Source organism: Kutzneria buriramensis (genome assembly GCF_003387475.1).
Taxonomy (GTDB): domain Bacteria; phylum Actinomycetota; class Actinomycetes; order Mycobacteriales; family Pseudonocardiaceae; genus Kutzneria; species Kutzneria buriramensis.
Genome location: NZ_QUNO01000007.1, coordinates 518,892 through 545,256 on the forward strand (window position 1 = coordinate 518,892; position 26,365 = coordinate 545,256).

General features: G+C 69.8%; 30 protein-coding genes. 15 read left to right on the forward strand and 15 right to left on the reverse strand.

Annotated features, from left to right (window positions below):
* Positions 1 to 234: 234 nt before the first annotated feature.
* Positions 235 to 966, forward strand: a complete 732-nt coding sequence (locus tag BCF44_RS23125; protein ID WP_170217692.1) for an ankyrin repeat domain-containing protein — start codon at positions 235 to 237, stop codon at positions 964 to 966.
* Between the two features lie 239 nt (positions 967 to 1,205).
* Here the strand turns inward: BCF44_RS23125 and BCF44_RS59270 are convergent, their stop codons facing one another.
* Positions 1,206 to 1,475, reverse strand: a complete 270-nt coding sequence (locus tag BCF44_RS59270) for a transposase family protein (RefSeq protein WP_116176408.1) — start codon at positions 1,473 to 1,475, stop codon at positions 1,206 to 1,208.
* Positions 1,476 to 1,924: 449 nt separating this feature from the next.
* Complete coding sequence (locus BCF44_RS23140; protein ID WP_147328600.1) at positions 1,925 to 2,149, reverse strand: hypothetical protein; 225 nt, start codon at positions 2,147 to 2,149, stop codon at positions 1,925 to 1,927.
* A 16-nt stretch (positions 2,150 to 2,165) separates the two neighbouring features.
* On the opposite strand from BCF44_RS23140, the gene BCF44_RS23145 reads away from it, so the two are divergent.
* Complete coding sequence (locus tag BCF44_RS23145) at positions 2,166 to 2,432, forward strand: hypothetical protein (RefSeq protein WP_211353188.1); 267 nt, start codon at positions 2,166 to 2,168, stop codon at positions 2,430 to 2,432.
* Between the two features lie 211 nt (positions 2,433 to 2,643).
* Here the strand turns inward: BCF44_RS23145 and BCF44_RS23150 are convergent, their stop codons facing one another.
* Positions 2,644 to 3,642, reverse strand: a complete 999-nt coding sequence (locus BCF44_RS23150; protein ID WP_246015436.1) for an AraC family transcriptional regulator — start codon at positions 3,640 to 3,642, stop codon at positions 2,644 to 2,646.
* Between the two features lie 186 nt (positions 3,643 to 3,828).
* Here BCF44_RS23150 and BCF44_RS23155 point away from each other — a divergent pair, with 186 nt between their 5' ends.
* Together BCF44_RS23155 and BCF44_RS23160 are read left to right on the forward strand one after the other, a co-directional pair.
* On the forward strand, positions 3,829 to 4,680 hold the full coding sequence (locus tag BCF44_RS23155) for an oxidoreductase (RefSeq protein WP_116176411.1): 852 nt from the start codon (positions 3,829 to 3,831) through the stop codon (positions 4,678 to 4,680).
* A 10-nt stretch (positions 4,681 to 4,690) separates the two neighbouring features.
* Positions 4,691 to 5,140 carry an SDR family NAD(P)-dependent oxidoreductase gene (locus BCF44_RS23160; protein ID WP_211353171.1) on the forward strand — a complete coding sequence of 150 codons (450 nt, stop codon included), beginning with the start codon at positions 4,691 to 4,693 and terminating at the stop codon, positions 5,138 to 5,140.
* Between the two features lie 366 nt (positions 5,141 to 5,506).
* Here BCF44_RS23160 and BCF44_RS23165 read toward each other — a convergent pair whose 3' ends face one another.
* Positions 5,507 to 8,344, reverse strand: a complete 2,838-nt coding sequence (locus tag BCF44_RS23165) for an ATP-binding protein (protein WP_147328601.1) — start codon at positions 8,342 to 8,344, stop codon at positions 5,507 to 5,509.
* A 113-nt stretch (positions 8,345 to 8,457) separates the two neighbouring features.
* Here BCF44_RS23165 and BCF44_RS23170 point away from each other — a divergent pair, with 113 nt between their 5' ends.
* Positions 8,458 to 9,060 (forward strand): dihydrofolate reductase family protein, encoded by a 603-nt coding sequence (locus BCF44_RS23170; RefSeq protein ID WP_116176414.1) that lies wholly within the window; start codon positions 8,458 to 8,460, stop codon positions 9,058 to 9,060.
* Positions 9,061 to 9,076: 16 nt separating this feature from the next.
* On the opposite strand, the gene BCF44_RS55610 is transcribed toward BCF44_RS23170, so the two are convergent.
* Positions 9,077 to 9,244 (reverse strand): hypothetical protein, encoded by a 168-nt coding sequence (locus BCF44_RS55610; RefSeq protein ID WP_170217693.1) that lies wholly within the window; start codon positions 9,242 to 9,244, stop codon positions 9,077 to 9,079.
* A gap of 295 nt (positions 9,245 to 9,539) precedes the next feature.
* Here BCF44_RS55610 and BCF44_RS23175 point away from each other — a divergent pair, with 295 nt between their 5' ends.
* Positions 9,540 to 10,625, forward strand: a complete 1,086-nt coding sequence (locus BCF44_RS23175; protein ID WP_116176415.1) for an integrase core domain-containing protein — start codon at positions 9,540 to 9,542, stop codon at positions 10,623 to 10,625.
* A gap of 449 nt (positions 10,626 to 11,074) precedes the next feature.
* Here the strand turns inward: BCF44_RS23175 and BCF44_RS23185 are convergent, their stop codons facing one another.
* Both BCF44_RS23185 and BCF44_RS23190 read right to left on the reverse strand, forming a co-directional pair.
* Positions 11,075 to 11,455: a hypothetical protein gene (locus BCF44_RS23185; RefSeq protein ID WP_211353172.1), complete on the reverse strand. Its 381-nt coding sequence runs from the start codon at positions 11,453 to 11,455 to the stop codon at positions 11,075 to 11,077.
* A 14-nt stretch (positions 11,456 to 11,469) separates the two neighbouring features.
* On the reverse strand, positions 11,470 to 12,717 hold the full coding sequence (locus BCF44_RS23190) for a helix-turn-helix transcriptional regulator (RefSeq protein ID WP_116176416.1): 1,248 nt from the start codon (positions 12,715 to 12,717) through the stop codon (positions 11,470 to 11,472).
* A 175-nt stretch (positions 12,718 to 12,892) separates the two neighbouring features.
* Between BCF44_RS23190 and BCF44_RS55615 the strand changes: the two genes are divergently transcribed.
* The 5 genes from BCF44_RS55615 to BCF44_RS23210 all read left to right on the forward strand — a co-directional run bounded on the left by BCF44_RS55615 (position 12,893) and on the right by BCF44_RS23210 (position 15,054).
* The gene (locus BCF44_RS55615; RefSeq protein WP_170217694.1) at positions 12,893 to 13,303 is read left to right on the forward strand and encodes a DUF4254 domain-containing protein; all 411 of its coding nucleotides are present in this window, start codon (positions 12,893 to 12,895) and stop codon (positions 13,301 to 13,303) included.
* Complete coding sequence (locus BCF44_RS54795; RefSeq protein ID WP_147328602.1) at positions 13,300 to 13,461, forward strand: DUF4254 domain-containing protein; 162 nt, start codon at positions 13,300 to 13,302, stop codon at positions 13,459 to 13,461. Before BCF44_RS55615 ends, BCF44_RS54795 begins: the two co-directional genes overlap by 4 nt.
* 4 nt (positions 13,462 to 13,465) lie before the next feature.
* The gene (locus tag BCF44_RS23200; protein ID WP_116176418.1) at positions 13,466 to 13,720 is read left to right on the forward strand and encodes a hypothetical protein; all 255 of its coding nucleotides are present in this window, start codon (positions 13,466 to 13,468) and stop codon (positions 13,718 to 13,720) included.
* 181 nt (positions 13,721 to 13,901) lie between these two features.
* A complete protein-coding gene (locus tag BCF44_RS23205) occupies positions 13,902 to 14,354 on the forward strand; it encodes a glycine-rich domain-containing protein (protein WP_116176419.1) in 453 nt (150 codons plus the stop codon).
* 73 nt (positions 14,355 to 14,427) lie between these two features.
* On the forward strand, positions 14,428 to 15,054 hold the full coding sequence (locus BCF44_RS23210) for a class I SAM-dependent methyltransferase (protein ID WP_116176481.1): 627 nt from the start codon (positions 14,428 to 14,430) through the stop codon (positions 15,052 to 15,054).
* Positions 15,055 to 15,068: 14 nt separating this feature from the next.
* Here BCF44_RS23210 and BCF44_RS23215 read toward each other — a convergent pair whose 3' ends face one another.
* From BCF44_RS23215 to BCF44_RS23230, 5 genes are all read right to left on the reverse strand, one after another.
* Positions 15,069 to 15,797, reverse strand: coding sequence for a DUF4231 domain-containing protein (locus BCF44_RS23215; protein WP_116176420.1), 729 nt, complete (start codon positions 15,795 to 15,797; stop codon positions 15,069 to 15,071).
* A 1,012-nt stretch (positions 15,798 to 16,809) separates the two neighbouring features.
* The gene (locus BCF44_RS54800; RefSeq protein ID WP_147328603.1) at positions 16,810 to 16,989 is read right to left on the reverse strand and encodes a hypothetical protein; all 180 of its coding nucleotides are present in this window, start codon (positions 16,987 to 16,989) and stop codon (positions 16,810 to 16,812) included.
* A complete protein-coding gene (locus BCF44_RS23220; protein WP_116176421.1) occupies positions 16,977 to 17,180 on the reverse strand; it encodes a hypothetical protein in 204 nt (67 codons plus the stop codon). The genes BCF44_RS54800 and BCF44_RS23220 overlap by 13 nt, the downstream gene beginning before the upstream one ends.
* A 133-nt stretch (positions 17,181 to 17,313) precedes the next feature.
* Positions 17,314 to 18,066: an SDR family oxidoreductase gene (locus BCF44_RS23225; protein WP_116176422.1), complete on the reverse strand. Its 753-nt coding sequence runs from the start codon at positions 18,064 to 18,066 to the stop codon at positions 17,314 to 17,316.
* 34 nt (positions 18,067 to 18,100) lie between these two features.
* On the reverse strand, positions 18,101 to 19,033 hold the full coding sequence (locus BCF44_RS23230; RefSeq protein WP_246015438.1) for an NADP-dependent oxidoreductase: 933 nt from the start codon (positions 19,031 to 19,033) through the stop codon (positions 18,101 to 18,103).
* Between the two features lie 71 nt (positions 19,034 to 19,104).
* On the opposite strand from BCF44_RS23230, the gene BCF44_RS23235 reads away from it, so the two are divergent.
* Complete coding sequence (locus BCF44_RS23235) at positions 19,105 to 20,082, forward strand: GlxA family transcriptional regulator (protein ID WP_116176423.1); 978 nt, start codon at positions 19,105 to 19,107, stop codon at positions 20,080 to 20,082.
* Positions 20,083 to 20,376: 294 nt separating this feature from the next.
* Here the strand turns inward: BCF44_RS23235 and BCF44_RS23240 are convergent, their stop codons facing one another.
* The 3 genes from BCF44_RS23240 to BCF44_RS23250 all read right to left on the reverse strand — a co-directional run bounded on the left by BCF44_RS23240 (position 20,377) and on the right by BCF44_RS23250 (position 23,602).
* Positions 20,377 to 21,528 (reverse strand): DUF5624 domain-containing protein, encoded by a 1,152-nt coding sequence (locus BCF44_RS23240; protein WP_116176424.1) that lies wholly within the window; start codon positions 21,526 to 21,528, stop codon positions 20,377 to 20,379.
* A gap of 1 nt (position 21,529) precedes the next feature.
* Positions 21,530 to 22,597, reverse strand: a complete 1,068-nt coding sequence (locus tag BCF44_RS23245; protein ID WP_116176425.1) for a hypothetical protein — start codon at positions 22,595 to 22,597, stop codon at positions 21,530 to 21,532.
* Positions 22,598 to 22,666: 69 nt separating this feature from the next.
* On the reverse strand, positions 22,667 to 23,602 hold the full coding sequence (locus BCF44_RS23250) for a LysR family transcriptional regulator (RefSeq protein WP_116176426.1): 936 nt from the start codon (positions 23,600 to 23,602) through the stop codon (positions 22,667 to 22,669).
* Between the two features lie 84 nt (positions 23,603 to 23,686).
* Between BCF44_RS23250 and BCF44_RS23255 the strand changes: the two genes are divergently transcribed.
* The 3 genes from BCF44_RS23255 to BCF44_RS23265 are packed head-to-tail and all read left to right on the forward strand — an operon-like array spanning position 23,687 to position 26,274.
* On the forward strand, positions 23,687 to 24,460 hold the full coding sequence (locus BCF44_RS23255; protein WP_116176427.1) for an HpcH/HpaI aldolase family protein: 774 nt from the start codon (positions 23,687 to 23,689) through the stop codon (positions 24,458 to 24,460).
* A gap of 2 nt (positions 24,461 to 24,462) precedes the next feature.
* Positions 24,463 to 25,335, forward strand: a complete 873-nt coding sequence (locus tag BCF44_RS23260; RefSeq protein ID WP_116176428.1) for an amidohydrolase family protein — start codon at positions 24,463 to 24,465, stop codon at positions 25,333 to 25,335.
* 12 nt (positions 25,336 to 25,347) lie between these two features.
* Positions 25,348 to 26,274 (forward strand): alpha/beta hydrolase, encoded by a 927-nt coding sequence (locus tag BCF44_RS23265; RefSeq protein WP_116176429.1) that lies wholly within the window; start codon positions 25,348 to 25,350, stop codon positions 26,272 to 26,274.
* Positions 26,275 to 26,365 lie beyond the last annotated feature (91 nt).

Consider the following 26,365-nt stretch of genomic DNA (forward strand, 5'->3'; position numbering starts at 1 on the left):
CAGCAGGTGATTCACCGAGAGAACATGTTCCAGACCTGCTGTGTGGACCGATCATGACGATGGCAATCGAATGTCCGGTGATGCCGACGAGCGGGCGTGCTGGAAGCCGCGTTGAACGAGGAGATGACCGAGCACCTCGGGCAAATGAAGAACCTGGCTGCCCTCGGATCGTGAGTCGACGAACGTACGGAACGGGACTCGGCGGCAAGCGGCATGCTCGGGCACACTGGGGCGGTGAGCGAGGAGCACCAGCGGTTCGAGCGGGCCGCCGACGCGGTGGCGTTCGGCCGGCTCGCCGACCTGCGGGACCTGCTCGACCACCATCCCTCGCTGGTCCGGGCCCGCTCTTCCCGGCCGCACCGGGCCACGTTGTTGCACTACTGCGGGGCCAACGGGACTGAGGACCCACGCCAGCGCACCCCGCCGAACGCGCCCGCCGTCGCCCAGTTGCTCCTTGCCCGCGGCGCTGACCCCGATGCCGAGTGCCAGATCTACGGTGCCGCTGACACCACCCTCGTCCTCGTGCTGACCAGCGTATTCCCCCGTGATGCCGGTTTGGACGGGGAGCTGGTGCAGGTGCTGGCGGCCGGCGGTGCCCGGATCGACGGCGGCCCCGGCGACCGGCCGATCGTCACCGCGATCAGCTTCGGCCGGCCCCGCTCGGCGGCTGCGCTGGTGGCGGCCGGTGTCCGCGTGAACGACCTGTTCATTGCGGCCGGGGTCGGCCGGACCGACGTGCTAGCCGCGCTGCTCGACGCCGGAGTCGACCCGGATGCCAGCTTCGCGTACAACCTCACCGCACTGCACGCCGCCGCCGCGACCGGTCACCGAGCCGCCGTCGAGCTGATGCTCGATCGCGGTGCCTCGGTGACCCTGCGGGAGGACCGCTGGGCGGCGACACCGGCCGGCATCGCCGCCTACAACGGCCATCCCGACCTCGCCGCCCTGATCAACAGTCGTGGGTGAACCGTCTGGGCACCTCGATGACAGCCGCTGCGAGGTTCACGAACGTGCAGGCGTCACGGCGGGTCTCCACCGTACAAATGCCGCTGATCGGTCGTTGAGGGAACCCGGCGCTTGCCAAGCGCCAGCGCGATAACCTGTTCCACTTCTGCACTGCTGTCGGTGGTCCCACGACTGGCAACGTGGTGGTCCCATGCCGCTGGCAGGTGGCAACAGTGGACTCCGCCGCGCGTAGGGCGTGGTCACACCGTCGATCTGCTCGGCGAATGTCCTGGTCGCGCAGTCGTGGTTGCCGCAAAGAACCGGCGGACCTCCAGCTTGAGCCCGACGGGTCGGCCGGCGATCGCGGCGTCGGCGACCCGTCGGTGATATCGGCTGTGCGCTCGCGACGACACACCTCCGCATGCCCGGCACACCGCGCTGTTCGCCCTGGGACGCGCCCGGACCAGGACCTCCGGCGGGCGGTGGTCCACCCGCTCCACCAGCACGCTGGCCAGATGCGGCAGAACCACACCAAGACCGTGTTGATCACACCCCGACCATGATCACACAGTTCAGGCGAGCGCCCATCGAACAAGTTGATCACACAATCTGCGCCAGGACCCGTCTTTCTTACCCATCGCCGACACCACTTGCACACAAGCTTCCGGAACCGCTCGGTGAGCGGCACGCCGAGGTAGGCCAGGCCGGCCGGTCCGGCGACCACCTCTCCACCTCTCGCCGCCCATGCTGCGGGCTGAACATGGTCCTCGTCGCCAAGCAGGAAGCCCTCGACGTACCGGGCGCGCCTCTCCTTCGCCGCAGTGGCCACACCGGAGAAACCCGCCGCAGGCGCGGGCGATGGGGCATACCGGTACCAGCGGCCGAGCGTCAGACAGAGGTCCTCGACGCTGCACACCCGGTACGAACGCCGCGCCGACCTTCATCCTGGTCTCCTGCACCTGGCATGCGTGCTGATCTGCTACCGCACCATGGCAAAGTCATTCTGAAACCAGCTCTGAGCGTCGGGAACTCCCCACAGCAGGAGATTGCCGGTAGCGGCGTCGAACACGAGCTGGACCGTCGTGCTGTTTCTGCTGCCACCGGCGGGTTGCCGCACGGAGAATTGGCCGGCCAGCATGACGAAGCAGACCAGTTCGTCGTTGGGCAGCCCGACCGGCTCGCCGGCCATCGCGGCTTGTGCCAACAAAACAGTGCCACAGATGAGCGAAGTTCGCCGCTACCAACAACTTCGTGCCCACTTGTCCTGCCTTGAACTCGACAACGCCGCCGAAGCGCTGCCGAGGGTGCCCGACGAAATCCGGCACGAGAACCTGTCCATGACCGCCGCGCTCGAACGACTGCTGGAGATCGAGGTCAACGCCACCGAGGAACGGCGGCTGGCCGGACGGCTGCGGTTCGCCTGCCTGATCCCTGGACGCTGTCGGACTTCGACTTCGCCGCCCAGCCCCGTGTCGACGAGAAACTGATGCGACCTGGCGCCCCTGCGTTTCCTTGACGATATCGGTAATCCCGGCTATCGGAACTTGCTCGGTTCCATCAGTCCGGCGGGTCCGGGACGGGCGCGGTTTCCTGAGTGGACCTTCGCGCGTTTCCACCACCGGAGCCGAACTGGCCGTTGACGGCGGCGCCTCGCAGCTCCAGCTCCCACAACCCGAGTTGCTTCCGCGACAGGTCTGTTCAGGCTCCGGCTAAGGCTGCGGTTCGGATGGCGTCGGGGGTGGTTCCGGTCCAGGTGCGGAAGGCGCGGTAGAAGGAGTTGGTGTCGTCGTAGCCGAGCAGGTAGGCGATTTCGGGCGTGCGAATGGTGCTGTTGCCGAGGTAGTGGCGGGCCAGGTCTTCGCGGGTCGTGGCGAGGATTTCCTGGAAGCTGGTTCCTTCGAGTTTCAGTTGTCGTTGCAGGGTGCGGTTGCTGACGGCGAGATGCCGGGTGACCGCGGCCATGGAACTGCCGCCGGCGGGAAGTGTTTCGTGCAGCGCGGCACGGACACGCTCGGCGATGCTGGCTGTCGCCTGCAGGTCGGACAGGCGTTTGCGGAGTTCCGGGGCGAAGAACCGCCAGAGTTGCTCGTTCTCGGTGAGGAACGGGCGGTCCGCGTCGGCGGGCGCGAAGGTGATCGCGTGTGCCGGTCCATTGTGGACGTCTACGCCGAGGTACTCGTCGAGGCCGGCATGCTCGGCAGGGATCCAGGGATCGGTGGCCCGGACCGGCCTGATGTCGTGGCGGGTCGCGATCCTGGCCATGGCGACCCAGAACACCGTCTCGGCGGCGGCCAGCAGGGGCGGCGGGGGCATGTCCGGCGGCCACCTGAAGCTGATCGTCAAGCCTTCGTCGCCGTTGTCGAGCTGCAGGTGCAGGGGCCCGATGAGGGGCTTGTAGGTGGCGATGCGCTGGGCGGCGGTCCGCAGGTCGGGGCTGCACAGGGCGGCGAAGATCGGCGGGGTGAACATCTCGACCGAGATCGACCGGCCGATCGCGACAGCCAGGTCCGGATCGCCGCTCTCGGCGTCGAGTGCCTCCCACAGCCGGAAGTACTCCTCCGGTGGGAGCTCGACCGGGCCGCGGCCGAACAGGTCAGCAGGCAGCTGGGCGCGCCGGAGCACCCGGGTGGGTGACACGCCGAGGTCCTTCAGCAGCGCTTTGATGCTGGGATCCAGGGTGAATCGTCCGGTGCTCACGCCGTGAGGGTAAAGGCCGGCGGGTGCCCTGTCACTAACAGATGACGCCACGTCTCTCGCGGAGTGCGCCATCGAAAGGTGGCGTCATACGCAAGTGAGTTGGCGCGCCGCGCTAGTGCCAGGTCGCAGATCCACTTCTAGCGTTGACGACGCAAGGTCACCACGTACACCGGAAGGATCACCGCCATGGCCACCAAGGTCGCACTCGTCACCGGAGCTTCGTCGGGGATCGGCGAGGCCACCGCGCTCAAGCTGCGCAAGGCCGGTTACACCGTCTACGGCGCGGCGCGGCGTGTGCAGCGCATGCAACACCTGACCAAGCAGGGGATCCAACTGCTGGCCATGGACGTCACCGACGACACCTCCATGCGGGACGGCGTCGAGAAGATCATCGCCGACACCGGCCGCCTCGACGTCCTGGTCAACAACGCCGGCTACGGTTCCTACGGCGCCGTCGAGGACGTACCCCTGCAGGAGGCCAGGGAACAGTTCGAGGTCAACGTGTTCGGCGCGGCGCGGCTGACCCAGCTGGTCCTGCCACACATGCGGGCCCAGCGCTCGGGAACCATCGTCAACATCACCTCGATGGGCGGCCGCATCTACACCTCGCTGGGAGCCTGGTACCACGCCACGAAGTTCGCGCTGGAGGCGCTCAGCGACTGCCTGCGCATGGAGGTCAAGCCCTTCGGGATCGACGTCGTGGTGATCGAACCGGGTGGCGTCAGGTCCGAGTGGGGCGGCATCGCCGCGCAGAAGGTCCGCACCGTCTCCGGCACCGGCCCGTACGCCCCGCAGGGCAACGCCGTGGCCGACTCGCTCAGCTCGGAGGCCAACGAACGCCGCCTGTCGTCGCCCGACTTGATCGCCAAGACCATCGTCAAGTCCGTCCGGGCGCGCCGACCCAAGACCCGTTACGCCGTCGGCTTCGGCGCCAAGCCCATGATCTTCCTGCACAACACGCTGCCCAACCGCGCCTTCGACGCATTCATGCGCCGTGCCACCGGCGTGCCCGCGAACTACGAGCCCGCGAACAACTGACGTGACGGTCGTGAAGACCGCGCCGGTCACCGGAGCGTCGTCGGGTATCGGCGAAGCGGTCGCCACCAAGCTGCACACCCTCGGCTACACCGTCTACGGCGCCGCCAGGCGCGCAGAACGACTGTCCGATGTGGCCGGTAGCCGCGCGTTGTCGATGGATGTCACGGACGACGCGTCGATGCGGACCGGCGTCGAGAAGATCGTCGCCGACACCGGCCGGCTCGACGTGCTGGTCAACAACGCCGGCTACGGCTCCTACGGCGCCGTCGAGGACGTGCCCATGGACGAGGCCCGCCACCAGAGGGAAGTCAACGTCTTCGGCGCCGCCCGCCGAGACGCTGCGGGCGGCCTCCAGCGCGGGCCCCTACGCGGCCTGGGCGGGGGTCACAACAGATGGGAACGGGTCCGACCAGCAGTCTCTTGCGAGACGCCTGGTTGTCGAGCGCCGGTTGTCACTTGATCAGCCGAGCGCTGGTCATCGTGTGGGCTCATGCGGAGCCGCGCCTAGCCGTGGAGTTCATTCGTGAGCCCGTGTTCGTCCGTGCGACGTGCCTTCCGCACGGAGCGGGGTTCGGCATGTAGCGAGCCCGCGCGGAGTCGAAGTCCATATCTCGCCCTAGCACTTCCCGAACGCGTCGGCGGGATGCGACGTGCCCGGACAGACCGGCCGTTGTGAAAGCGGCCCTGCCGGCTGCGTCACCACCCGGCGGGGCCTTGACTCACACCCTACGAGGAGCTTGAGGACCCGATGAACGGTGCCGTAGAGATCGCAACTCCATATTTGGTCGGCCGAGTTCCGGGTGAAACGCTTGGGCGGCACTGGTATTCAGGCATCGAGGATGCCGGTTTCGCGGGCTCGGGTGACAGCTTCGGTGCGGGTGGTGGCGTCGAGCTTGCCGAGGATGCGGGCGACGTGGGTGGCGACGGTGTTGGTGCTGATGAACAGTTCCTCGGCGATCTGGGCGTTCGAGCGGCCGCGGGCCACCACGCGCAACACGTCGAGCTCCCGGCGGGTCAGGCCAAAGTCGTTGAGTGGCGGGGTATTCGGGGGCTCGGCGAGTCGGCCGCGAGAGGTGAGGTCGTCGATGCGGGCCAATAGCGGTGCGGCGGCGAGGTCGGCGGCCAAAGCTTGGGCCTCTCGTAGCCGGGCGGCGGCTCCGGGGCGGTTGTTCGATGCGAGCGCCGTGGCGGCGGCGTCGGTGAGGGTGGTCGCGGTCTCGTAAGGGTCGCCCAGGTCACGCCATGCGGCGGCGGCTTCGTCCCATGTGGACAGAGCGTCGGCCACTGTCAGGGCCCGCAGAGTGAGTCGGTAGGCACGCGTTTCGGCGTTGGCCGGCGCGGTGTCACCGAGGCGGGACAATTCGGCGAGCCGTGCGGCGCACTCTGCGGCTAGCCGCCGGTTGCGCGGGGCTGCGGCGCGGCGCGCCCGCTGGGCCCGGGCGCCGAGCAACAGCAGCCGCATGGTCTCGCGAGCTGGCCATGCAGAGTGCAGGTGGTCTCGCACGATGCGATCGGCCAGGTCCGCCTCGCCGGAGTCGAGCGCCCACGCGACGCGCTGAACGACGATGCCGGCGACGGCCTCGGACGCCGCCTGCGCGCGCTGGGCGAACTCGGTGAGACCCCGCAGCAACGCCTCGAACCGGCCGGTTTGGCCACGGCGGCGGGCGATGTCCGCGGCCACGAGGCGCAGGAACGCCCCGTAGAGCGGCGGCGGCTCCAGCTGGAGGGTGTCCTCGACGACCTGCACGGCCTCGTCCCACCGGCCGAGGAGCAGCAGGGGAACGGCCTGCGCCACGGCGAGCATGCTGCCGCGGGATCTGGCCAGGCCCAACCGCTCGGCGGCGAGCCGCCCTTCGTGGGCGAGGGCTGCCGCCTCCTCGTAGTGGCCGGTCGTCTCGACCAGGTCCGCTTCCCACTGGAAGGTCGTCAGGAAGGTGTGCTCGTCGCCGGCCGTTTCGGCGAGACGTCGGGAGTCGGCGAACGAGCGGCGGGCCGGCTCGATGCGCCCGGCGGCACCGTCGAGCGCGGCCGAGACCAGCAGGGCACGAGCCCGCAGGCTGTCGTCGCCGAGCCGGGTCGCGATGGCCAAGGCCTCCTCGGCGTAGCGCCGGCTGTCGTCGAGGCGGTAGGCCCCGACGCAGACGAAACCGAGGGCGGCCACCAGCCAGCCGCGCAACGCGTCCGACGCGCCGGGAGGCAGTAGCTCGACCGCCTGCTCCAGGTCGTCGGCCCCGGTGCCGTCGACCCGGGTGCGCAGTTGGCCGCGCAGGCCGAGCAGCCGGGCCGTTCGCTGCGGATGCGTCGCCGGGTCGAGCCCGCCGAGGGCGGCCGTGCTGTGGCGGATCCCGCTGGCCGACCTGCCGGCCGCGAGCGCCGCCTCCGCCGCGTGTTCCAACACCGTCGTGCGGTCAGCCCCGACGGCATCGGCCGGATCGGGAACCTCAGTCCAGTGGACCAGGATCAGTTCGAGCAGGTGGAGCTGCTCATCGAACGCGTTCTGGTGCGCGGCCAGCTCGGCCGCGTGCCACGCCGCCGGCAGCGCGCGGCCCATCTCACCGGCGGCCGTCCAATGCTCCGCCATGGCGACGGTGTCCGTCACCATGCCCGAGGCCTGCGCGGCGAGCGCTTCGGCGTACTGGGCGTGCAGCCGCCTGCGCCGGGCCGGCAGGACCGACGCGTAGACCGCCTCCCGGATCAGGTCGTGCCGGATGCGGTACCCGTCCCTGGCCACGACCACCAGATCACGTCCGACCAGATTGGACACCGCCACCTGCACCTCGACGAGGCCGGCGTCGGCCAGGAACTCGTCGGTCAACCCGGCGCCGGCTACGGCCAGCACGGCCAGCGCCTCGCGGGCGGCGTCGGGCAGCCGCGTGATCCGCTCGAGCAGCAGCGCCCGGAGGTCGCCGGCCGGCGCCGTTTCGCCGGAACTCAGCGCCTCGGCGAACAGCGGGTTGCCGCCGCTGCGCTGGTGGATGCGCGCGCTGCGCACCGGGTCCGGCGGTCCGCCGTCGACGGCGGCGAGCAGTTGCGCGACGTCGTGGTGCGTCAGCGGTCCGAGGTCGATCCGGGTTACCTCGGCGCGGCGGCCGAGCTCGGCGAGCAGTTGCCGGTTCGGGTGGCCTGCCGACAGCTCCCCGGTCCGCAGCGAGCCGATCAGCAGCACATTTCCGGTCAGATTCCGAGCCAAGTAGGCGAACAACTCGCGGCTGGACGCGTCGGCCCAGTGCAGGTCTTCCACGACCAGCACCACCGGCTGCGCCCGCGCGACCTCGGTGACCAGCGTCAGCATCTCCTCCAGGAGCCGCGTGCGCCCGTATCGGAGCGGTGCCGGTCCGAGGGCGGGCAGCAGGTCACCCAGGGCGGTCCCGTCCAGCGGTAGAAGCCCGGTCACCTGATCGCGGCCGACGTGGCGGATGAGATCGCGCAGGACGGCCACGAACGGCAAGTACGGCGCCCCCTCCGAGCCGAGTTCGAGGCAGCCGCCGGACAGGACCAGCGGATCGTCCGGCAGGGTCGCCACGACGGTGGACAGCAGCCGGGACTTTCCGATGCCGGCCTCGCCGCTGACCAGGACCACCGCACGCTGGCCGGCCAGCGTCCGCTCGTACGCCGAACGCACCGCCTCGGCCTCGGCCGCCCGACCGACCATCGGTCCCCGCATCACCACCCCCTCACTCAGCCCGGGCCCGAAGTCGTCAGGTCTGATGACGACACCCGGCCACCGGCGAGGACACCATAAGCGGGTCGTTGTCACCCACACGGAAGAAGGCCGAAATGACCGCCAGCAAGGGGCGCACCGTCGTCGCCAACATCAGCCTCTCCCTCGACGGCCGGATCAGCGGCCCCGGCGGCGAGTACGACATGAGCTGGATCGTGCCGCACGCCATCAGCGAGGGCGCACGGGCGCACATGGTCGAGGTCACCGCGCCCGCCACCACCGCGCTGCTGGGACGCAAGAACTACCAGGGGTTCGGCGGCTTCTGGCCCGCCGTCGCCGGGGACGAGAACGCCCACCCCCACGACCGGACCTTCTCCCGCTGGCTCAACGAGGTCGACAAGGTCGTCTTCTCCCGCACGCTCGACGCGCTGGAGTGGGACAACGCCCGCCTCGCGACGGCCGACCCGGCCACCGTCGTCAAGCACCTGCGCCAGGAGGACGGCGGTGACATCATCGTGCTGGCCAGCACCAGCGTCATCCGGCAACTGCTCGACGCCGACGAGGTGGACCGGCTGAGCATCACGCTGTGCCCGGAGCTGGTGGGCGGCGGCGAGCGGCTGTTCACCGACGGCCTCGGCGGCACGTCCTGGGCGTTGACCTCGTCGAAGGCCACCGAGACCGGCGCGCTCTGCCAGCTCTACGACCGCATCCGCGACTGACCGCCGAGCAGCAGGGTCAGCCGGGCAGTTCCTCGAGGGCCAGCACGATGCCCGTCACCACGAGCACCACGCCGGCAAGGCGTTCGGCGGCCTCGCGGAACCGCTCGGCGACCTGGGCGCCCAGCCATGGCCTGAGCGGGCAGCGATGGAAGAACTCGTGATCGGCGTGCGGGACCTGGTCCACGACGTCGTGAATCCTCGGTGCGAGGGCGGCCACCTGCCGGACTCGCCGGCCAGCATTCGCCGATACGCGCCGTGTTGTGGCGGGTCCATCTGAATGAACACGCCCGGTGGCGCCGGCGCCGGACGGGCCGCACCGGGCCGCAAGCTGGGGCAACCCGGCCGGGTGGGGTTCGAGCCGACCCTCGGATCGGCGAGCACCGCGCGCACCGTTGTCGTACCGTGTGCCGTTCGGGAAGTCGTCGCTGCTGGTCGGAGGTGGCAAGCGCGCCATCTCGCACGGCTGGAACGCTGTCTGAATGATCGTTTCACTGGTGTACCAGGTGGCGCGGAGCCTGCTTGCGGTCCCGGCGGTGCTGCTGCGGCGGGACACGGCCAAGGACGCGGAACTTCTCGTACTGCGGCACGAGAACGCCGTGCTGCGCCGGCAACTGACGCGGCCGGTGCGGTACGAGCCAGCGGACCGGGTGTGGTTCGCGGCGCTGTCCGCGCTGATCCGTCGAGAGCAGTGGGCACGCGTGTTCCTGGTGACGCCCGGGACCCTGCTTGCCTGGCACCGCCGACTGGTCGCCCGCAAGTGGGACTACAGCCGACGCCGGACGGTGGCCGGCAGGCCATCGACCGCAAGTGCGGTCAGGGCGGTGGTGCTGCGGTTGGCTCGGGACAACCCGCGCTGGGGGTGCCGACGTATCCAGGGCGAGTTGGCCCGCCTTGGGCACCCGCTCGGCACCACGACGGTCTGGGAGATCCTCACCGCGGCCGGGGTCGATCCCGCTCCGCGTCGTGTCGGGCCGACGTGGCGGGAATTCCTGGCCGCACAGGCCAAGGGCGTCATCGCCTGCGACTTCGTCCACATTGATCTGGTGGACCTGCGCCTGGTATACGCCCTGGTCTTACTCGAACACGGCACACGCAGACTGCGCATCGCGGGAGTAACCGCGCATCCAACCGGGGCCTGGGTCACGCAGCAGGCCAGAAACCTCGCCATCGAGTTGGGCGTGCAGATGGGGTCACTGCGCTTCCTGATTCGTGACCGGGACGCGAAATACACCGAGTCCTTCGATGCTGTCTTTGCGGCCGAGGACGTGGAGATCATCAGGACGCCGCCTCGTGCTCCACGGGCAAACGCTCATTGCGAACGCGTCATCGGGACACTGCGGCGCGAGGTCCTTGACCACGTACTGATCTGGAACCTGGCCCACGCCCGACAGATCCTGGAGATCTACGCTCAGCACTATAACGGTCATCGACCGCATCAGGCGCGCGACCAACTACCGCCCCTCGCCCAGCAGCACCCGGTACCCACAGCCGGCACGAAGGCTGATCACCTCCTTCGCACTCGGGTACTCGGCGGCTTGATCAACGAGTACAGGTATGCCGCTTGACCAGCAGGGATGGATTTCCGAACGGCACAGCACACGACGTTGAGCCTGCCAGTCTTGTCCTCCAGGTTGAGGAACGCGATCCCGCCGGCCATCGCCGGCCGCTGCCGATGGGTGACCGCGCCACCGACCACCACGCGCTCACCATGTTCCAGAGTGGACAGCCAGGCGATCGGGATGACCCCAGCCTGTTGAGGCGCGGACGCAGGAACTGGATGGGGTGGCTATCGGGGGTGATCCCGGTCGCCCACACGTCGGCGACGGCGGTCTCGATCTCGTCCATGCCGGGCAGCATCGGCGCGTCGGTGCCCACCGTGGTGCCCAACAGTCGGTCCGGGCGGTCCGGGCGGCGGCACCAGCCGCCCACAACGCTTGCCGGCAGTCCAGGCCGAACGCGCCGAACGCGTCCGCGGTCGCCAGCGCCTCCAACTGGGGCTTAAGGGATCGGTCGTCTATTCCTGGCCAGCGTTGTTCTCGATGTGTTCGAAGACGTCGGCGTCCGTCTCCTGCCACCACTCGGGTAGGGCGTTCCACTCGGCGACGTAGGACGGCTTGGGGTCGGCGAAGTGCTGGTAGACCTGCCCCGTCCAGCACGCCGCGACGAACTGCCCCTTCTGTGTGCGGCTGAGCTTGGCGGCGGCACCGGCGGTGACCCCGAGAAACGTCCGGACCTGCTCGTAGACGACAACAGCGGCGGCCTTCTCCCAGTCCGCGGTGTCCTCCCACGAGGCGACGTAGCCGGGCTTGGGCTCGCCGGGGAAGTGCTTGCGGACGCCGGCGATCCATGCCTCGCGGAACACCCGGCCACCCGCGATGAGCTGGTCCTCGTCCACGGTCCTCCTTGTCGTCACCGGTTTCTCGACGAGCCGACCAGGTCGTCGATGCCGGCGTTCAGCTGGGCGATCTTCGTGTTGGCCAGCATCGGCGTGAGGTGGGGCTGCAAGCCGCGGAGCTTGCTGGAGACCACGCCGGACTTGGTCGTGCGGGCCTGCTGGAGCACCGGGGCGGCGTGGATGAGGACCTGGTCGGGGTCGCGGCGGCGGGCGCCGATGACGGCCAAATCGCTCAGCACGCCGGCGCGGCGGCGAGGAGACAGGTTCTGCTGGAGGGCGTCGGTGAGGGCGGACTCGGCGAGGTCGAGCCGGCCGAGCGTAGCGAAGCAGGTGCCGCGTTCTTCGGCCAGCCGGGAGCCGTCGAAGCGCAACCAGCCGCCGTTGTGCACTGGACCGTGCAACGCCAGGACTCCTTCGGCGCGGTCGAGGGCGCGTTGGCAGGCGGCGAGGTTGCCCTGGCCGGCGAAGGTCTCGGCCTGGACGGCGGCGACCCAGTAGCGGGTCGACAGCTGGGAATCCCCGCGGCGGGCCAGACCGGCGGCCGCGTCGAGCATCGGTTCGGCGTTGGCGAAGTTCCGTTCGTAGACGGAGATGAAGGCGTGGCGGGTCAAGGCGCAGGCCCACTGGTCGTAGGCGGAGGCGGCCTTGCTTGCCTCGGCGGCCAGGGCGTAGCAGTGGGCGGCGGTGGTGTAGTCGCTGGCGTCAAAGTGGATCTCACCAGCCAGCTGGAACAGATCCCCGGCCAGCGCGCACAGCCGCTGGTGCGCGGACGGGCCACGCGACTGGGACAACTGAGCGGTGAGCACCCGCAGCTGCTCCTCGACCACGGCCCGCATCGTGGCCTTGGCGGAGGTCAGCGTGAAGGTCTGCCACAGGCGGCTGTTGAGCAGCGCGTACCCGTCGAGGTCGTCAGCGTCGTCGAGGTCGGCCAGGTCGTGTGCGGGCAGCGCGAGCAGGGCGGCGGCGAGGCTAAACACGCGAAGCAGATCACGGCGGTACAAGGCCATGTCGTCATTCTCCGCGAGGTCGGGCCGCTGCGCGGCGGGCTGGTTGCTGGTGCACCGAGCGAGCATGATGGCGAGCTCGGACTGCGTGATCTTCAACAGCTTCGCGAGTCGGGGCCGCAGGTGCAAGGCCGGCGAGTTCTTCCCGCCCTCCCACCGTCCGACCGTGGACCGCTCGACCTCGAGCGCGTCGGCGATGTCCTGCTGGGACAGGCCCAAGGCCCGGCGACGCTCGAACAGCTCGTGTCCGCCTGCCATCTCGCACGCCTCCCGCTACGGGGTTCACCCGATCGGATCGCCGCTGGTCACGGCGGCGGATGCCGCATGCCTGCCGCACCCGTGCCGCATGTCCGCGTTGATGGCCACCTGTCGCTGCTGGTTTCGTGACCGACAGCGACGTGACCCAGCTCTCACAGTAACGGAGGTGGCGGCGATGACCAGCACGAACACTCCGACGGCGGTAGCCGCTGACGATCGACCACACACGGCGCGGGCCGCCGACGAGACCATCGGCGTCCCCCGTCCGTCCGTGGTTCTGCGGACCTGCGCCGTCACCGCCGCCCAGAGCAACCCGCACCCGCTGCTGAAGGCGGCGGTGGCGTTCGCCGCCCTGCACCGCAGTCGCGTCGAAGCGCAGCAGCTGGCGTGCGACCCAGCGGCCGACGACCATGCGTTGGCCATCGCGGCCCGCGCGATCGCCGCCGCCGACACCGGCCGGGTAGTGCTCCTCGACCGTATTGATCGATGGGCGTGCGCAGTGCTGCCGGCAAACCGCCACGCCGCCGTGCACACCGAGTCGCTCGGCCGACTGGTCGACCGACTGGTCGGCACCTGGACGCAGTGAACCTCGTCAAAGACAGCGAAGACCCGGGCAGCGCCGACCTCGCCGCCAGCCTGCTCCAGCACGTCAGCGAGCTGTCCATCGGTTACGACGACCTCGTCGCGGACCTGCGCGACGGTCGCCGTCGGCTACCACGCCACTCCAACCCGATCTCGGCCTAATCCCATGGGCTGGTTGCGGGAGGTCACCGCCATGGTCATCGCGACCGACAGCCCCGCCGGCCGCGTCGCCGAAGCGATCGAGCAACTGACCGCGCACCTACCCACGCCCGACCAGCCCACCACGTGCCCGATGTGCTCGCGACAAGGCTGGCCGTGCACCGGATTCGACGCCGCGGCCCGACACCTCCAGGCCGCCGGAGTACCGGTCGGCTACCTGGTGCCGCTGGACCTACATCCCACGCTCTGGCCGGTGCCGTAACCACGCCGCCACGCTCGTCTTGCACTGGATCCCCGGTGCTGCGCGGCTGTCGGCGAGCTCGCCTCCTTGCCGCCGACGGCCGGTTCGCTGGTGGGTGCCGCGTCGAACTGCCCCCGACACGACGCGGCACCCACCGGCGCCATCCGCGCCCACACCAACACCGATCGATGGGAGAACTGCCATGACCGCTGCCGCAGTGGAGCTGCGCGACCCTCGTATCTGCGTGTCGCCGGAGGTCTGGGAGCGCGAGGTTCGTCTGATCATGCGCGACCACGACATGGACTGGGACCTGGCTGAGCGGACGTTCGGCCAGACCGTGGCCTACCTCGTCACCGCGGCGGGCAACCCGACGGTGCCGATGGGACCGGCGCCTGCCGTGGACAAGGGCGTGCACTCCTTCGTGCTCGACACCCCCAGCTACTGGGAGTTCTGCCTGCGCCACGCGGGCCGCTATTTGCACCACGTGCCGCACCTGCCCGAGGAACGGGCGAGCCAGCCCCAGGTGCTCCGGCAGACCATCGACGCGATCCGGGCTGAGGGGTTCGCGCTCGACGCCGGGTTGTGGGGTGCCCTGGAGGTCGAGTGCACCCAGTGCTACGCCGGCTGCTCGGACAGCCCGGGCGGTAAGAAGTAGTCCGACGCTACGATCGCTGGCCTCGCCCCCAGGGGACGAGGCCAGTGCCATTGATGTGGGGAAGGATGCCTCCGTGAGTGCGGTCGAGGTGTGGGAGCGTTATGCGAGCAACTCTCGGCCCCGGCGCGCCGTCAACGCGGCTGGCGCGAGCACGTGGCTGAACTGGACTCAGTACCCCGACCACGGCCCCGACGAGTCGGTGCTCGGCGACTTGGCCGGACGACGGGTGCTGGAGCTGGGTTCGGGCAGCGGCGCGAATCTCGCGCACCTGGCTACATTGGGGGGGAACTGCACGGGCGTGGACCTCGCGCCCAGCCGGACGAGCACTGCCGTGGCGGAGTGGGGGCACCTGCCGGGGCTGGAGTTCGTCACCGCCGACGCCGTCGCCTACCTCGCTGAGAAAGATGAGGTCTTCGACGTCATGTACTCAATCTTCGGCGCTGTCTGGTTCACCGACCCTGCGATCCTGCTTCCCGCGGTACGTGACCGGCTTCGCCCTGGCGGTGTGCTCGCGTTCTCCCAGCTGCCCGCCACGGAGGCGGGCGTCATCGCCGGCCCGGCCGTGAGCAAGTGGAACTATCCGGCCGACCAGTGGGAGAAGATGCTCGCCGACACGGGCTTCACCGCCACAGCCTCGGTCATCCCCGGGCCAGCTGACGGGGAAGTCGGCACTCTGCTGGTCCACGCGACCGCTGTGTGAAGTTTCGGCCGATCTCACGCCCAGAGCGGGCGCTGCCGGTGGCCAGTTTGGTTTGCGCGCTTTCCGCTCGTACCGCCTTGGGTTGGATCGTACGCCAGGACGCGAGCTTGTCTTTGCTCCCGCTCCAACGCGCAAATCTGCTCCACGTTCTCGACGAGCCGGCGCGCTGCATCTTCGTCGTTGTACGGCCAGGTCTTGATGGCGTACAAAGCCAGTTCGTGCTCGATTCCGTTCCTGACGGCCTTCCGGTTGGCCCATGCCTCCTTCCAGCCGAACAGCTGCCTGGCGCCGTTGGCTGCAACTATCAGGGAGCCAAGCACTGCGATGATTCGGCTGTCGACCTCGAACGCCGCGCACGCCGGGATGGCTGCCGTCACCACGAGGTTGGACAGTTCCAGAACACCATGGCGTATGCGGGCGCGTCGCTCGGCCTGGGTGTAACACGCAGTTCGATGGCGACCGATGGCGGAACCGTCGCGGGCTCGGCACCCATCAGGGGCTCGAAGCCGACATGCTGACCTGCCGTTTCCCGATCGTTCTGCATAGTCGCTCCCCTGGCATGTCTCGTAGGCTCGCAGGGACATCGTCAGGAGGTGGAAGAGTGTGACATGGGCTGCTCGTCGAGTTGCTCGTTTCGCCGTCGGCCATTCTTGATGCATGACTCGCTGTGGGCTTTGGGTAGCTCCACGTTCGGTTGGGTGCACTTCCCCGGTGCGGCTGCCTGCCCTCCGTCGGGCGGTCATACCCCACGGGGGAGTGTTGTCGTGGGCGATTTATCGCCACGGCGAGCGGGAATTTCCGCAGCTTCCGCACCGTCGCCGGTCGCCGTCGAGTGCTTTCACATGGGCCCCAGATTTCGTTGCGGCGGCGCTGGACGACTCGGTCGTCGCTGCAGACGATCGACAGGCTGGCGGTTCGGGCCGCAGCTGCCGTAAGACGCTTACGGCAGCTGCGGCCCGCGCGCACGACGTCGTCGTGCGCGCGGGACAGCTGCGGGACAAACACGGTGATCCTCGCCCCGTCGCACCCGAAGCGGCAGGTAAAGGTGCTGATCAACTCAGTGAGTCTTTTCCTCGTTCATGAGCTGACCGTCTGTTATTGGGGGCGACGGTTGGCCTGCCCCGCGATTGGGTCTGGCGGTGATGTGTGCCGGCGGTGGTGCATGGCTCCGCGAGTTGGATGACCGCGCAGGCGGCTGCTTTGGGGCGTGGCGCACGCTCGTCGAGGCCTTGGTCCCCAAATGGTCCCCAGGAGGCGTGTTGGGTTGATCATGGTGTCGGCGCGGTGACAACAGCACGAAGCCCCGCTGACCTGGCCTTTCGGCGAGATCGGCGGGGCTCCGCTGACCGTCGGGACGACAGGATTTGAACCTGCGACCCCTTGACCCCCAGTTGAATCCAGGGTCAACGGTGTGCTCGTGCCCGTTCTCCAAGCTCGCGTCCAAGTCTACTTGTCAAAGTAAAGGGGTCTATTGTCGTAGCTCTTTGATCATGGTTGGCGATGCGGGTATAGGGTATCTTTTCGGCATCTGAACGCCGCCCGCTGAGGCCAGCTTGTCCAAGAGTGGCTCACACCTTCGATCTGGAAGCGCTCCCAGAAGGCTTGGAGTTGGCGAATATGCCATTTGGATCATCCGTCTGGGTTGTTGGAGTTCGACGGTGGATGCTACATCCATCACCTTGCGGACGTCGTCTCTGATTGTGCAAGTGTCGCCGCGGCGCCGTGTTGCCGTTAAACGAGCGAATGATGGATGCTTTACGTCAGGATGCCCCACCGGTCGGCGGTGACGTCCGGTGCCTGCGGAAGCCCGTCGTTCCAGGTGTCGATGTACCGGGACACCGTCGACGCGGCGACGCGCATGCCGCAGCGCGCCGGATGATCGAGCGCCGGCGCGCTCAAATCCGGTGACAGATCCTGGCGGATTATGCGCTGCACGTCAGGTTTCCTGCGGAGGCGCGGGTGTGGGCGATGTCGTCGTCCGGAAGGCGGGTGCCGTGCAGCGGCACGGGGGAGACCAGGACGCCGCTGTCCACTTGTGCGCCCATGCTCTGCCCGACGAGGACGACCGGTCCGTCGATCCCGTCGACGACGCCGGTCACCTCCTCGGCGAAGCGGGCCAGGCTCAACTCGTCAGAGACGTGCGCCTGATCTCGGCAGGGTCCACCTGTAGCGAGGCACCGTGTCGCCAAGTGCGAGCACGAACTCGTCCCGCACGGGTGGTGTCGTTGAGAAAGCCGTGCGCCAGCAGCGTCGGTGCCGTCACCAGGTCTGCTCGGCGGCACGAACAAGCATCTCGTTGACCGCGACGCGGCGGCCACGGGTCACCATGTACCGCACCGCGTCGGCGATGTCCGAGGGCTGCATCAACGTCACCTCGGCGACCTGGCCCAGGAACGCCTCACGGACGCCGTCGCGCGTGTGGGTGGCCATCTCGGTGTCGACGATGCCCGGCGCCACCTCGCCAACCCGCACCCGGTGCGGCACCATCTCCTGCCGCAACGCCTCGGAGAAGCCGTTCACGCCGAACTTGGTCAGGCTGTAGACGGCGTTGCCGGACCGGGCGAGCCGGCCCGAGGTCGAGCTGATGGTGACGAGGTCCGCCACGTCGCGCGGCCCGATGGTGCCGGCTCGTCGCAGGTGCGGCAGCGCGGCCCTGACGATGTTCAGTGTGCCGTTGAGGTTGACCGAGAGCATCCGTTCCCACTCACCGTCAGGCGCGTCGGCGACCGGGCCGGCCAGCATCAGGCCGGCGTTGTTGACCACGATGTCCAGCCGTCCCCATTCGGTGGCCGCGCGTGCGACGGCATTGGCTGCCTGCGTGGCATCGGTGACATCGGCTCCCACGGCCAGTGCGAGGGGCAGTTCGTCGGCGAGCGACTTCAGTCGGTCGACGCGGCGGGCGACCAGTGCGACGGCCGCGCCGTCCGCGGCCAGGCCGCGGGCGATCGCGGCGCCGATGCCGCTGCTCGCGCCGGTCACCAGCGCGACGGTCCCGGTCAGGGGCGCATTCACGGCAGAAACTCCTTCTGGGATTGGGAAGTAACGATCAACTGACGACAAGCACGGTCTTGCCGCGAGCGGGCTGGGTGCTCTGGGCGGCGCCCGCCTCGGCCAACGGGAACGTCGCGCCGACCACGGGCGTCAGTTGCTTGCCGGCCACGAGGTCGACGAGGGCGTTCATGCCGACCCGGTCGGCCTCGACGAGCAGCGTCGCGCTGCGGATGCGCCGGCGCTCGGCTTCGGCCCTGGCCGGACCCAGCACCGGGGGTGCGAGGGTGACGAAGACGCCGCCGACCTTGAGGGAGTCGAAGGCCGGCAGCGGGTCCCCACCAGTGGTGTCCAGCACGACGTCCAGATTCCGGACCGTCTTGGTGTAGTCGGTGGTGGCGCGGTCGATCACGTCGTCGGCGCCGAGTGCCCGGGCGAAGTCGACATTGGGGGCGGACACCACGGCGGTGACGTGCGCGCCGAGCGCCTTGGCGATCTGCACGGCGAGGTGGCCGACGCCGCCGGCCGCGCCGTTGACCAGCACCCGGCTGCCGGCGGTGACGTGCGCGGTCTCGGCCAGCGCCTGCCAGGCGGTCAGCCCGGCCAGCGGCAGCGACGCCGCCTCGATGTGCGTGAGCGCGTCGGGCTTGGGCACGAACAGGCGGGCCGGGACGACGACGTACTCCGCGTACGCCCCGTGTCCGCTGGGGAAGGGCAGCATGCCGAAGACCTCGTCACCGACCTGGTGCACGCTGACGCCGAGGCCGACGCCCGCCACGGTGCCGGAGACGTCCCAGCCGAGCGTGAACGGCGGCTCGCCCAGGAACATGCCGGTCTTGCGGTTGGTGGCGTCGATCGGGTTCACGCCGGCGGCGTGCACCCGGACGAGGATCTGGCTGACCCCGGGCGTCGGAACGGGGGCCGTGGCGGGCGTGAGGACCTCGGGCCCGCCGAGCCGGTCCTGGCTGATGGTCTGCATGGTGTCGGTCATGTGATCAATGCTGCGACCAGCGCAGACCTGTCGACCATGGCAGATTGGTCAGCTTCCGATAGAATTCTGCCATGCTGTCCGACGGAGCGTTCCCGCACCAGATCGCCGTGCTCGCGCTCGACGGGGTGTTCCCCTTCGAGCTGGGCATCCCGGCCCGCGTGTTCGGGGCGGCCGGCGGTGCTTACGAGGTGCGGACCTGCTCGGTGGACGGCGGTCCCATCGAGACGAACGCCGGCTTCGCCATCACGCCGGCGCACGGTCCGGAAATCGTGGAGTCCGCCGGCACGGTCATCATCGCCCCGACGCATCCGTCCCGCCTCGGACCCCGCTTGTCCGAACCAGTGGCCACCGCGATGCGGCAGATCCGGCCCGGCACCCGGGTGGCCTCGATCTGCACCGGCGCTTTCGTCCTGGCCGCCGCCGGTCTGCTCGACCGTCGCCGCGCCACCACGCACTGGGAGGCGGCCGAGCAGTTCCGCACCTGGTTCCCGCACATCCGCTTGGACGAAGACGTGCTGTTCATCGAGGACGGCGACGTTCTGACCTCGGCCGGCGCTGCGTCCGGAGTGGACCTGTGCCTGCACCTGATCCGCTCGGACCTGGGCAGCGAGGTCGCCAACCGCGCCGCGCGTCGTTGCGTGGTGCCGCCGTTCCGTGACGGCGGCCAGGCCCAGTACATCGACCGGCCCGTGCCCGACGATCCTGCCTCCTCCACCGCACCGGCCCGCCAGTGGGCGCTGGAGCACATGGCCGCGCCGCTGAGCGTTCCCGAGCTGGCGGACTTGGTGCACATGAGCCCTCGCACCTTCGCCCGGCGGTTCCGCGACGAGACGGGCCTGCCGCCGCACCGGTGGATCATCCAGCAGCGCCTGCATCGGGCCCGGCACCTGTTGGAGTCCAGCACATTGTCGGTCGACCAGATCGCCGCCGACGTCGGCTTCGCCACCGCCACGTCATTGCGCCAGCACATGAACGCCGAACTCGGGGTGTCCCCGCACGCCTACCGCCGCACGTTCCGCGCAGAGCCGGCAGCCGAGCTGGTCGGTTAGCGGCGTTTCGAGCGCCAATGCGACATGCGCCCGGCATGCCGCCGAGCGGATCGCGCTTGTCTCGGCGGACTACGAGAGGTTGTCCTGGGATATGGGTAGGTCCCGGACACGGCGGCCGGTGGCGTGGAAGATGGCGTTGCCGATGGCCGCCGGGACCGATGTCGGTCGTCACGGCAACGCGTGCAGGGGCTCGGTTGTCGATGCGCCGACCCTACTGCGGCACCGTCCGATTTGGTCGGTATCGGCAGGTTGGCGACAGCTGCGGAAGGCGAGACGGGCCCGGTCTGCTCGGCGCTAGTCGGTCGGGTAACGCACGCCGGTCAGCCCCGGCACGACGACGCGCGTGGGATCCCAGTCCGCGGCGCCGAGGGCCTCGACGGCGAGATCGATCACCGCGCCGGACAGCAGCTGCCGGGGATCCTCCAGCACGACCCGAAGCCGGGTGACCAGGGCCCGCATGTCGTCGGCCGAGTGCACGACCGGCATCTCGCTGACCTCGGTGACCGCCGGGTCGCTGACGTCGGGAAAGCGCACGCCGGCGGGGGAGTAGCGGGGATGGCCGGCGAACATGAGCTCGCCGAGCTCCACGGTGGCGCGGGTCGAGCACCAGATACCCCGCAGTTCCGGTTCCAGGGCGACGCATTCGGACAGGTCGCCGTCCACCGGCGTGGCGAAGGTCGGCGCGTGCGGGGCGAGATAGAGGCGCTCCAACGGCAGCTGGCCGTCGGCGGTGCCGAGGATCATGGTGGCGACGCTGCTGGTCGTCCACGTGACGCCGGCGGTGGCGCGGCCCTGCCGCCCGGCGATCAGGACCATGGCCCGCTGCCAGTCGATGTCCTGGGCCCGCAGCCACCGCCCGATGCGGAAGCTGATGTCCAGGCCGGCCAGGAAGAACGTGGCGACCATGACGTGGTTGACCGGCACCGGGCCGCCGTCGAGGTAGTCGGCCCGCAGGGTCTCGGCGTTGAGGTATTCCTCGTCGGCCAGCGCGGCGGTGAGGTAGCGGGCGGTGGCGGCGCAGGCGTAGTCGATCATGTCGGCGATCTCCCGCTCGCGTCCGCGGTAGGCCTCGACGCGGATCTGGTCGCGCCACAGCGCATACGTGTTGGCCGCACGGGCGTTCTTGGTCTCGGTCAGCAGCCGCTCGGCCTGGGCGCGCCAGCCGTCGTCGCACAGGCTGGTGCGCATGTGCACCAGGCTGGCCACGGCCGGGCCGAGGTGCGAGACGCCGGTCAACTCCTTGAAACCACGCGGAGAGAGCCGATAGCCCTCGACCACCGGAGGCCGGCCGCCGCCGGGGTAGAGCGCGAAGTCGGCGCCGGTGGCGACCAGCAGCGGGAGATCCCGGGTGCGCTCGGCGTAGGAGCGGGTCAGCCGGCGGCCGATGCCCTCGGGGTGCGAGGTGTAGGTGGTGAACAGGCGCACCAGATCGGGATCCTCGTACATGTCAGGCGCTCCGGAGTCGGTAGATGACGGTGTCGGTGCGGAACCGGACGTCGGCGCTCAGCGAGTTCGACACCGCCACCAGTGCGCCGCCGGCATCGGCCAGCACGGCCACATCGGTGCCGCCGGAGGTGGGGAACTCCGCCACCTGGGTCAGCTTTCCCTGCTGCCAGCGGTAGAGCTGAGAGGTGAGGGCGGTGGTCGGTGCGGCCGGTGTGCCGAGAATGAAGTTCACCCGCACCACGTAAGGGAAGTGCACGGCGAATTCGCGGGTTCCAAGGCCGTCCAGCACGTCGCGCTCGACGAACTTCCCGTTGTCCCAGCGCAGCAGCCGCGACGGGCTGGCGATGCACCCGACCAGCAGGAAGTCGTCGCCGTCGGCGTGGAACGTGGCGAAGGCCCGACCGTGCTGCTCGGCCAGGTCCTGGTGCGCGACGAACTCCCGCCCGGCCCACCGGTACAGCCGCGACGGTCCGATGTGGTCGGCGTGGGCCAGGAAGTCGTTGCCGTCCAAGGTGAAGTGGTGCCAGTTGTAGGCCCACCGCGACGGGATGTCCTGGAACGGCCGGAAGACCGTGCCGTCCCAGCGGAAGATGTGCGATGGCACGTTGGGCAGGTCGACCCCCGGCGGGTCGACGCCCTGGGCCAGCGCCAGGAAGTGGTCGTCGCCGATCACGAAGTGCCGCCACTGCTTGGCCGCGAAGGTCGGGAACCGTTGGAAGGCGGCGAACTCCGAGCCGGTCCATTCGTACACGGTGGACTCGGCGTCGAAGTGGTACGGGCCGTGGCCGGTGCGGATGCTGGCGGTGGCCAGGAACGACCGGTCGCCGATGCGGAAGAACTCGGCGTCCTCGCCGCCGGGCGCGGGCACCGTCTGGAACGGCTCGTAGCCGTCGGCGGTGCGGCGCAGGATCAGCATCTCGGTGTCGCTGTCGCCGCCGTTCATGTGCGGCGGCTGCCCCGGCACGTCGTAGGCCAGCTGCGGAATCGCCACCAGCGAGTGCCCTTCGACTTCGAACGGCGCCACCGCCCGCGCGCCGGACGTGGGGATACGACACCATTCGGTCAGCATGCGGCCAGTACAGCCGCCCGGCCGCCGGTCAGGCAACGAAGCCGGCGTTACGACTGGTCTCCCTCACCGTCAGGCTGATTGACGCCCACCGGTGGCCTCCCCGCCCGGCAGCTCGGCGGCCACGGCCCGGACCGCCGCTATCACCGCGGCTACCCGCGGCGAGAGATGATCGCCGTCGCGGACGACGAGCATGTTGTGTCGGACGGTGTCGACGCCGGCGATCGGCAGCCGCGCGACGCGCTCGTCCCGCAGGGCCGGCGTCAGCTCGGGGGCGACGGTCACGCCCCACGCCATGCCGACGAGGCCCAGCGCGGTGCCGACGTCGTCCACGGTCGCGGCCACCCGGGGCTGGAAGCCGGCCAGCGCGCACATGCTGGCCACCAGCCGGCCCAGCGGCGTGCCCGGGCACATCACCCACGACTCGTCCCGCAGCTGGTCCATCTCGCAGCTGGGCCGGTTGGCCAGCGGATGCCCCTCCGGCACACACAGCCGCAGCGGGTCGTGCCCGAGCACCCATTCCCTCAGCCCGGGCGCGGTCGGGCCGTGCGTGTTGCCGTAGCGGGACAGGATCGCCAGGTCCAGCTGGTCGCGCCGGACCGCGTCCGGTGCGGTCTCGTCGGTGGTGCTGGCCAGCCGCACCTCAATCGCGGGAAAGCGGCGCCGGACCTCGGTGAGGGCGCGGCTCATCAGCTGCGGCCCCTCCCGGAACGGGATGCCAACCCGGAGCAGCCCGGCGACCTCGGCGTCGGCGCCGGCCAGAATCGCCTCGGCCGCCCGCATCTCCACCAGGATGCGCTCGGCGTGCTCGACCAGCGCCCGGCCCTTGGGGGTGAGCGTCACGCGGTTGCCGGCCCGGTCGACCAGCGCCGCGCCTGCCTCCGCCTCGAGGGCGGTGAGCTGCTGGGACACCGCCGACCGCGTGTACTGGAGGGCCCGACCGGCGGCGGCGATGGACCCCTCGGCCGCTACGGCCCGCAGCATGATGAGTTTCCGGACGTCGAGCATGCGTCACACCCTCTTACGCTGGAGGTGGCAAACAGTAACGCCGACTTACTTGATTGTCACGCGGCGGCTCGCTGTACTCGGCGTATGGCCATCGATCTCCTGGAGCGGCTGCGCGCCGGCGAGCTCACGCTGATGATGGGGCTACGGTCGGCCCGGACGCCGGACATCGTCCACATCGCCCACTCGACCGGCCATCACGCCGTGCTGGTCGACCTCGAGCACAGCTCGATGTCGGTCGACGTGGCGGCGATGCTGTGCGTCACCGCGGACGCGCTGGGCATGGCGGCGTTCGTCCGGGTCCCCGAACGCGAGTACGGCATGATCGGCCGGCTGCTCGACGGCGGCGCGCACGGCATCGTCGCTCCACGGGTCGAGACTGCCGACGAGGCCCGCACGGTGGCCAGGGCCTGCCGTTTCGCGCCGCGCGGCCAGCGTTCCCAGACGGCGATGGTGCCGCAGCTGGGCATGCGGCCGACGCCGGCCCGTGAGCTGAACCCCGAGCTGGACGACCAGGTCGTGGTGCAGATCCTGATCGAGACCCCGACCGGCGTCGCCAACGCCGACGCCATCGCGGCTGTCGACGGTGTCGACCTGATCGCCTTCGGCGCCAACGACTTCACCGCCGAGATCGGCGCGCCTGGCCGGTACGACGACCCTCGGCTGGCCGAGGCCGTCGCCGTGCTGGCGAAGGCGTGTCGCCGCCACGACAAGCTGCTGATGGTCGGCGGTGTCGGCGACGACAAGGTGTACCGATCCTTGGCGCCGCTGGGAGTCTGCCCGCTGGTGATGACCGGCGCCGATTCCGCACTGCTGTACCGGGCCGCGCTCGCGGCCGCGTCAAGCACGACGAAGGAGTGACGATGAGGCCCGCCTTCGCGCAGACGCTGCCGATGCGCCCCGCCGACACCAATGCCAAGCCGGCGTTCACCGTGCCCGCCGGCAGCTGCGACGCGCACTTCCACGTCTTCGAACCCGGCTACACGCACGTGCCGGACCCGCTGTACACCTTCCCCGACGCGACTCTCCGACAGTACCGGCAGGTGCTGGACTGGCTGGGCATCGACCGGGCGGTGCTGGTGCAGCCCACCTACTACGGCACCGACAACCGCCTGCTGCTCGACGTCCTGGCCTCGGATCCGACCCGGTTGCGAGGCGTGGTGCAGGTCGAGGACGACGTGTCCGACGAGGTGCTGAACGGCTATCACGAGGCCGGTGTCCGGGCGATCCGGCTGGACCTGTTCTCCCGCGCCGACCAGCCGCTCGACGACATCATCGCGCACATCCGGACGGTCGCCGAGCGCACCCGGCCGCGCGGCTGGCACCTCCAGTTCTACAGCCCCGGCCCGGTCGTCCGCGCGCTGCTCCCGTTCCTGGCCGACTTCGAGGACACAGTGGTCATCGATCACATGGGCTACCTGAAGGAGTCCGACGGCCTGACCGCCAAGGACGCCGACCGGCTGTTGTCCGTTGTGGACGGTGGCTCGTGCTATGTCAAACTGTCCGGGCCGTACCGGGTGGCCGGCGGCAAGCCGCTGTCCAGCGTCGGCCCGCTCGGCCGGGCGCTGGTGGCGGCCCGTCCCGACCGGCTGGTGTGGGGCTCGGACTGGCCGCATCTGCCCAACGGCCAGCGGGACACCGGGGAGCTGCTCAACCTGCTGGCCGACTGGGCCGACGACGCCGCCCGGCGGCAGATCCTCGTGGACAACCCGGCCCGACTCTTCTTCGCGAACTAGGGAGCACGTCTGATGGTGGAACAGCGCCCGCAGATCAGGGAAGCCACCAGCATCGCGCCGAGCGACACCAGCACCAGCACGGTGTTGCCGGCGCCGCTGGAGCCGCAGATCGCGGTCCGGGGCGTGGACATCGCCGAACACCTGGACCTGCCGTTCGCCCAGCGCGCCGGCGGCGAGCTGCGGTTGGACCTCAAGGTGCCCGCCGGCCCCGGCCGCAAGCCGCTGGTCGTCTACGTCACCGGCGGCGGATTCGTCTTTGTGGACAAGGCCAACGGGTTGCGACTGCGCACCGCGCTGGCCGAGGCCGGCTTCGCCGTGGCCAGCATCGAGTACCGCTCGGTGTTGACCGGCGCGACCTACGCCGACGGCGTCGCCGACGTCCGCGACGCTGTGGCCTTCCTGCGGGCCAACGCCGACAAGTACGGCTTCGACGGCGACAGCGTCGGCCTGCTGGGCGAGTCGGCCGGCGGCTACCTGGTCACGATGGCCGGGCTCGATCCGGCGACCGGCGTGCGGGCGGTGGTGAACAAGTTCGGCGCCGTCGACTTCGCCACCATCGCCGAGGACTTCGACGCCGAGACCCAGGCGGCCCTGGACGGTGCCGGCCACCCGCTGGCGCTGTACCTGCACGGGCCGGGAACCGGCAGGACCGTGCACGACAAGGTGCTGGACGCGAGCCCGCTGAGCCACATCACCGCAGACGCGCCGCCGTTCCAGATCTGGCACGGCAGCGCCGACGGCATCATCTCACCGTCACAGACGCTGACGCTGCACAACGCGCTGCGTGCAGCTGGCGTGGACAGCAGCCGTTACGTGCTCGACGGGGCGACGCACGGCGACGTAGCGGTGCTGCTGGGCCGGCCGGACGAGGCACTGCCCTGGTACACGGAGCAGGTGATTGGGCTGACCGTCGAGTTCCTGCGCGAGCACTTGGGCTAGCTGTACTGATCCGTGAGGTTGGGAACGCGGCTGGCGGGTGGGAGACCCGCGAGTGCGGTGTGGCCGCGGTGGTGATTGTAGATGTGAAGCC

Excerpts from the sequence above, each read along its gene's own strand:
- BCF44_RS23145 (WP_211353188.1), top strand. The coding sequence starts at position 2,166 with ATGAGCGAAGTTCGCCGCTACCAACAACTTCGTGCCCACTTGTCCTGC.
- BCF44_RS23155 (WP_116176411.1), top strand. The coding sequence starts at position 3,829 with ATGGCCACCAAGGTCGCACTCGTCACCGGAGCTTCGTCGGGGATCGGC.
- BCF44_RS23165 (WP_147328601.1), bottom strand. The coding sequence starts at position 8,344 with ATGCGGGGACCGATGGTCGGTCGGGCGGCCGAGGCCGAGGCGGTGCGT.
- BCF44_RS23170 (WP_116176414.1), top strand. The coding sequence starts at position 8,458 with ATGACCGCCAGCAAGGGGCGCACCGTCGTCGCCAACATCAGCCTCTCC.
- BCF44_RS23175 (WP_116176415.1), top strand. The coding sequence starts at position 9,540 with ATGATCGTTTCACTGGTGTACCAGGTGGCGCGGAGCCTGCTTGCGGTC.
- BCF44_RS23190 (WP_116176416.1), bottom strand. The coding sequence starts at position 12,717 with ATGGCAGGCGGACACGAGCTGTTCGAGCGTCGCCGGGCCTTGGGCCTG.
- BCF44_RS55615 (WP_170217694.1), top strand. The coding sequence starts at position 12,893 with ATGACCAGCACGAACACTCCGACGGCGGTAGCCGCTGACGATCGACCA.
- BCF44_RS23200 (WP_116176418.1), top strand. The coding sequence starts at position 13,466 with ATGGGCTGGTTGCGGGAGGTCACCGCCATGGTCATCGCGACCGACAGC.
- BCF44_RS23205 (WP_116176419.1), top strand. The coding sequence starts at position 13,902 with ATGACCGCTGCCGCAGTGGAGCTGCGCGACCCTCGTATCTGCGTGTCG.
- BCF44_RS23215 (WP_116176420.1), bottom strand. The coding sequence starts at position 15,797 with ATGACCGCCCGACGGAGGGCAGGCAGCCGCACCGGGGAAGTGCACCCA.
- BCF44_RS23230 (WP_246015438.1), bottom strand. The coding sequence starts at position 19,033 with ATGACCGACACCATGCAGACCATCAGCCAGGACCGGCTCGGCGGGCCC.
- BCF44_RS23235 (WP_116176423.1), top strand. The coding sequence starts at position 19,105 with ATGCTGTCCGACGGAGCGTTCCCGCACCAGATCGCCGTGCTCGCGCTC.
- BCF44_RS23240 (WP_116176424.1), bottom strand. The coding sequence starts at position 21,528 with ATGTACGAGGATCCCGATCTGGTGCGCCTGTTCACCACCTACACCTCG.
- BCF44_RS23245 (WP_116176425.1), bottom strand. The coding sequence starts at position 22,597 with ATGCTGACCGAATGGTGTCGTATCCCCACGTCCGGCGCGCGGGCGGTG.
- BCF44_RS23250 (WP_116176426.1), bottom strand. The coding sequence starts at position 23,602 with ATGCTCGACGTCCGGAAACTCATCATGCTGCGGGCCGTAGCGGCCGAG.
- BCF44_RS23255 (WP_116176427.1), top strand. The coding sequence starts at position 23,687 with ATGGCCATCGATCTCCTGGAGCGGCTGCGCGCCGGCGAGCTCACGCTG.
- BCF44_RS23260 (WP_116176428.1), top strand. The coding sequence starts at position 24,463 with ATGAGGCCCGCCTTCGCGCAGACGCTGCCGATGCGCCCCGCCGACACC.
- BCF44_RS23265 (WP_116176429.1), top strand. The coding sequence starts at position 25,348 with ATGGTGGAACAGCGCCCGCAGATCAGGGAAGCCACCAGCATCGCGCCG.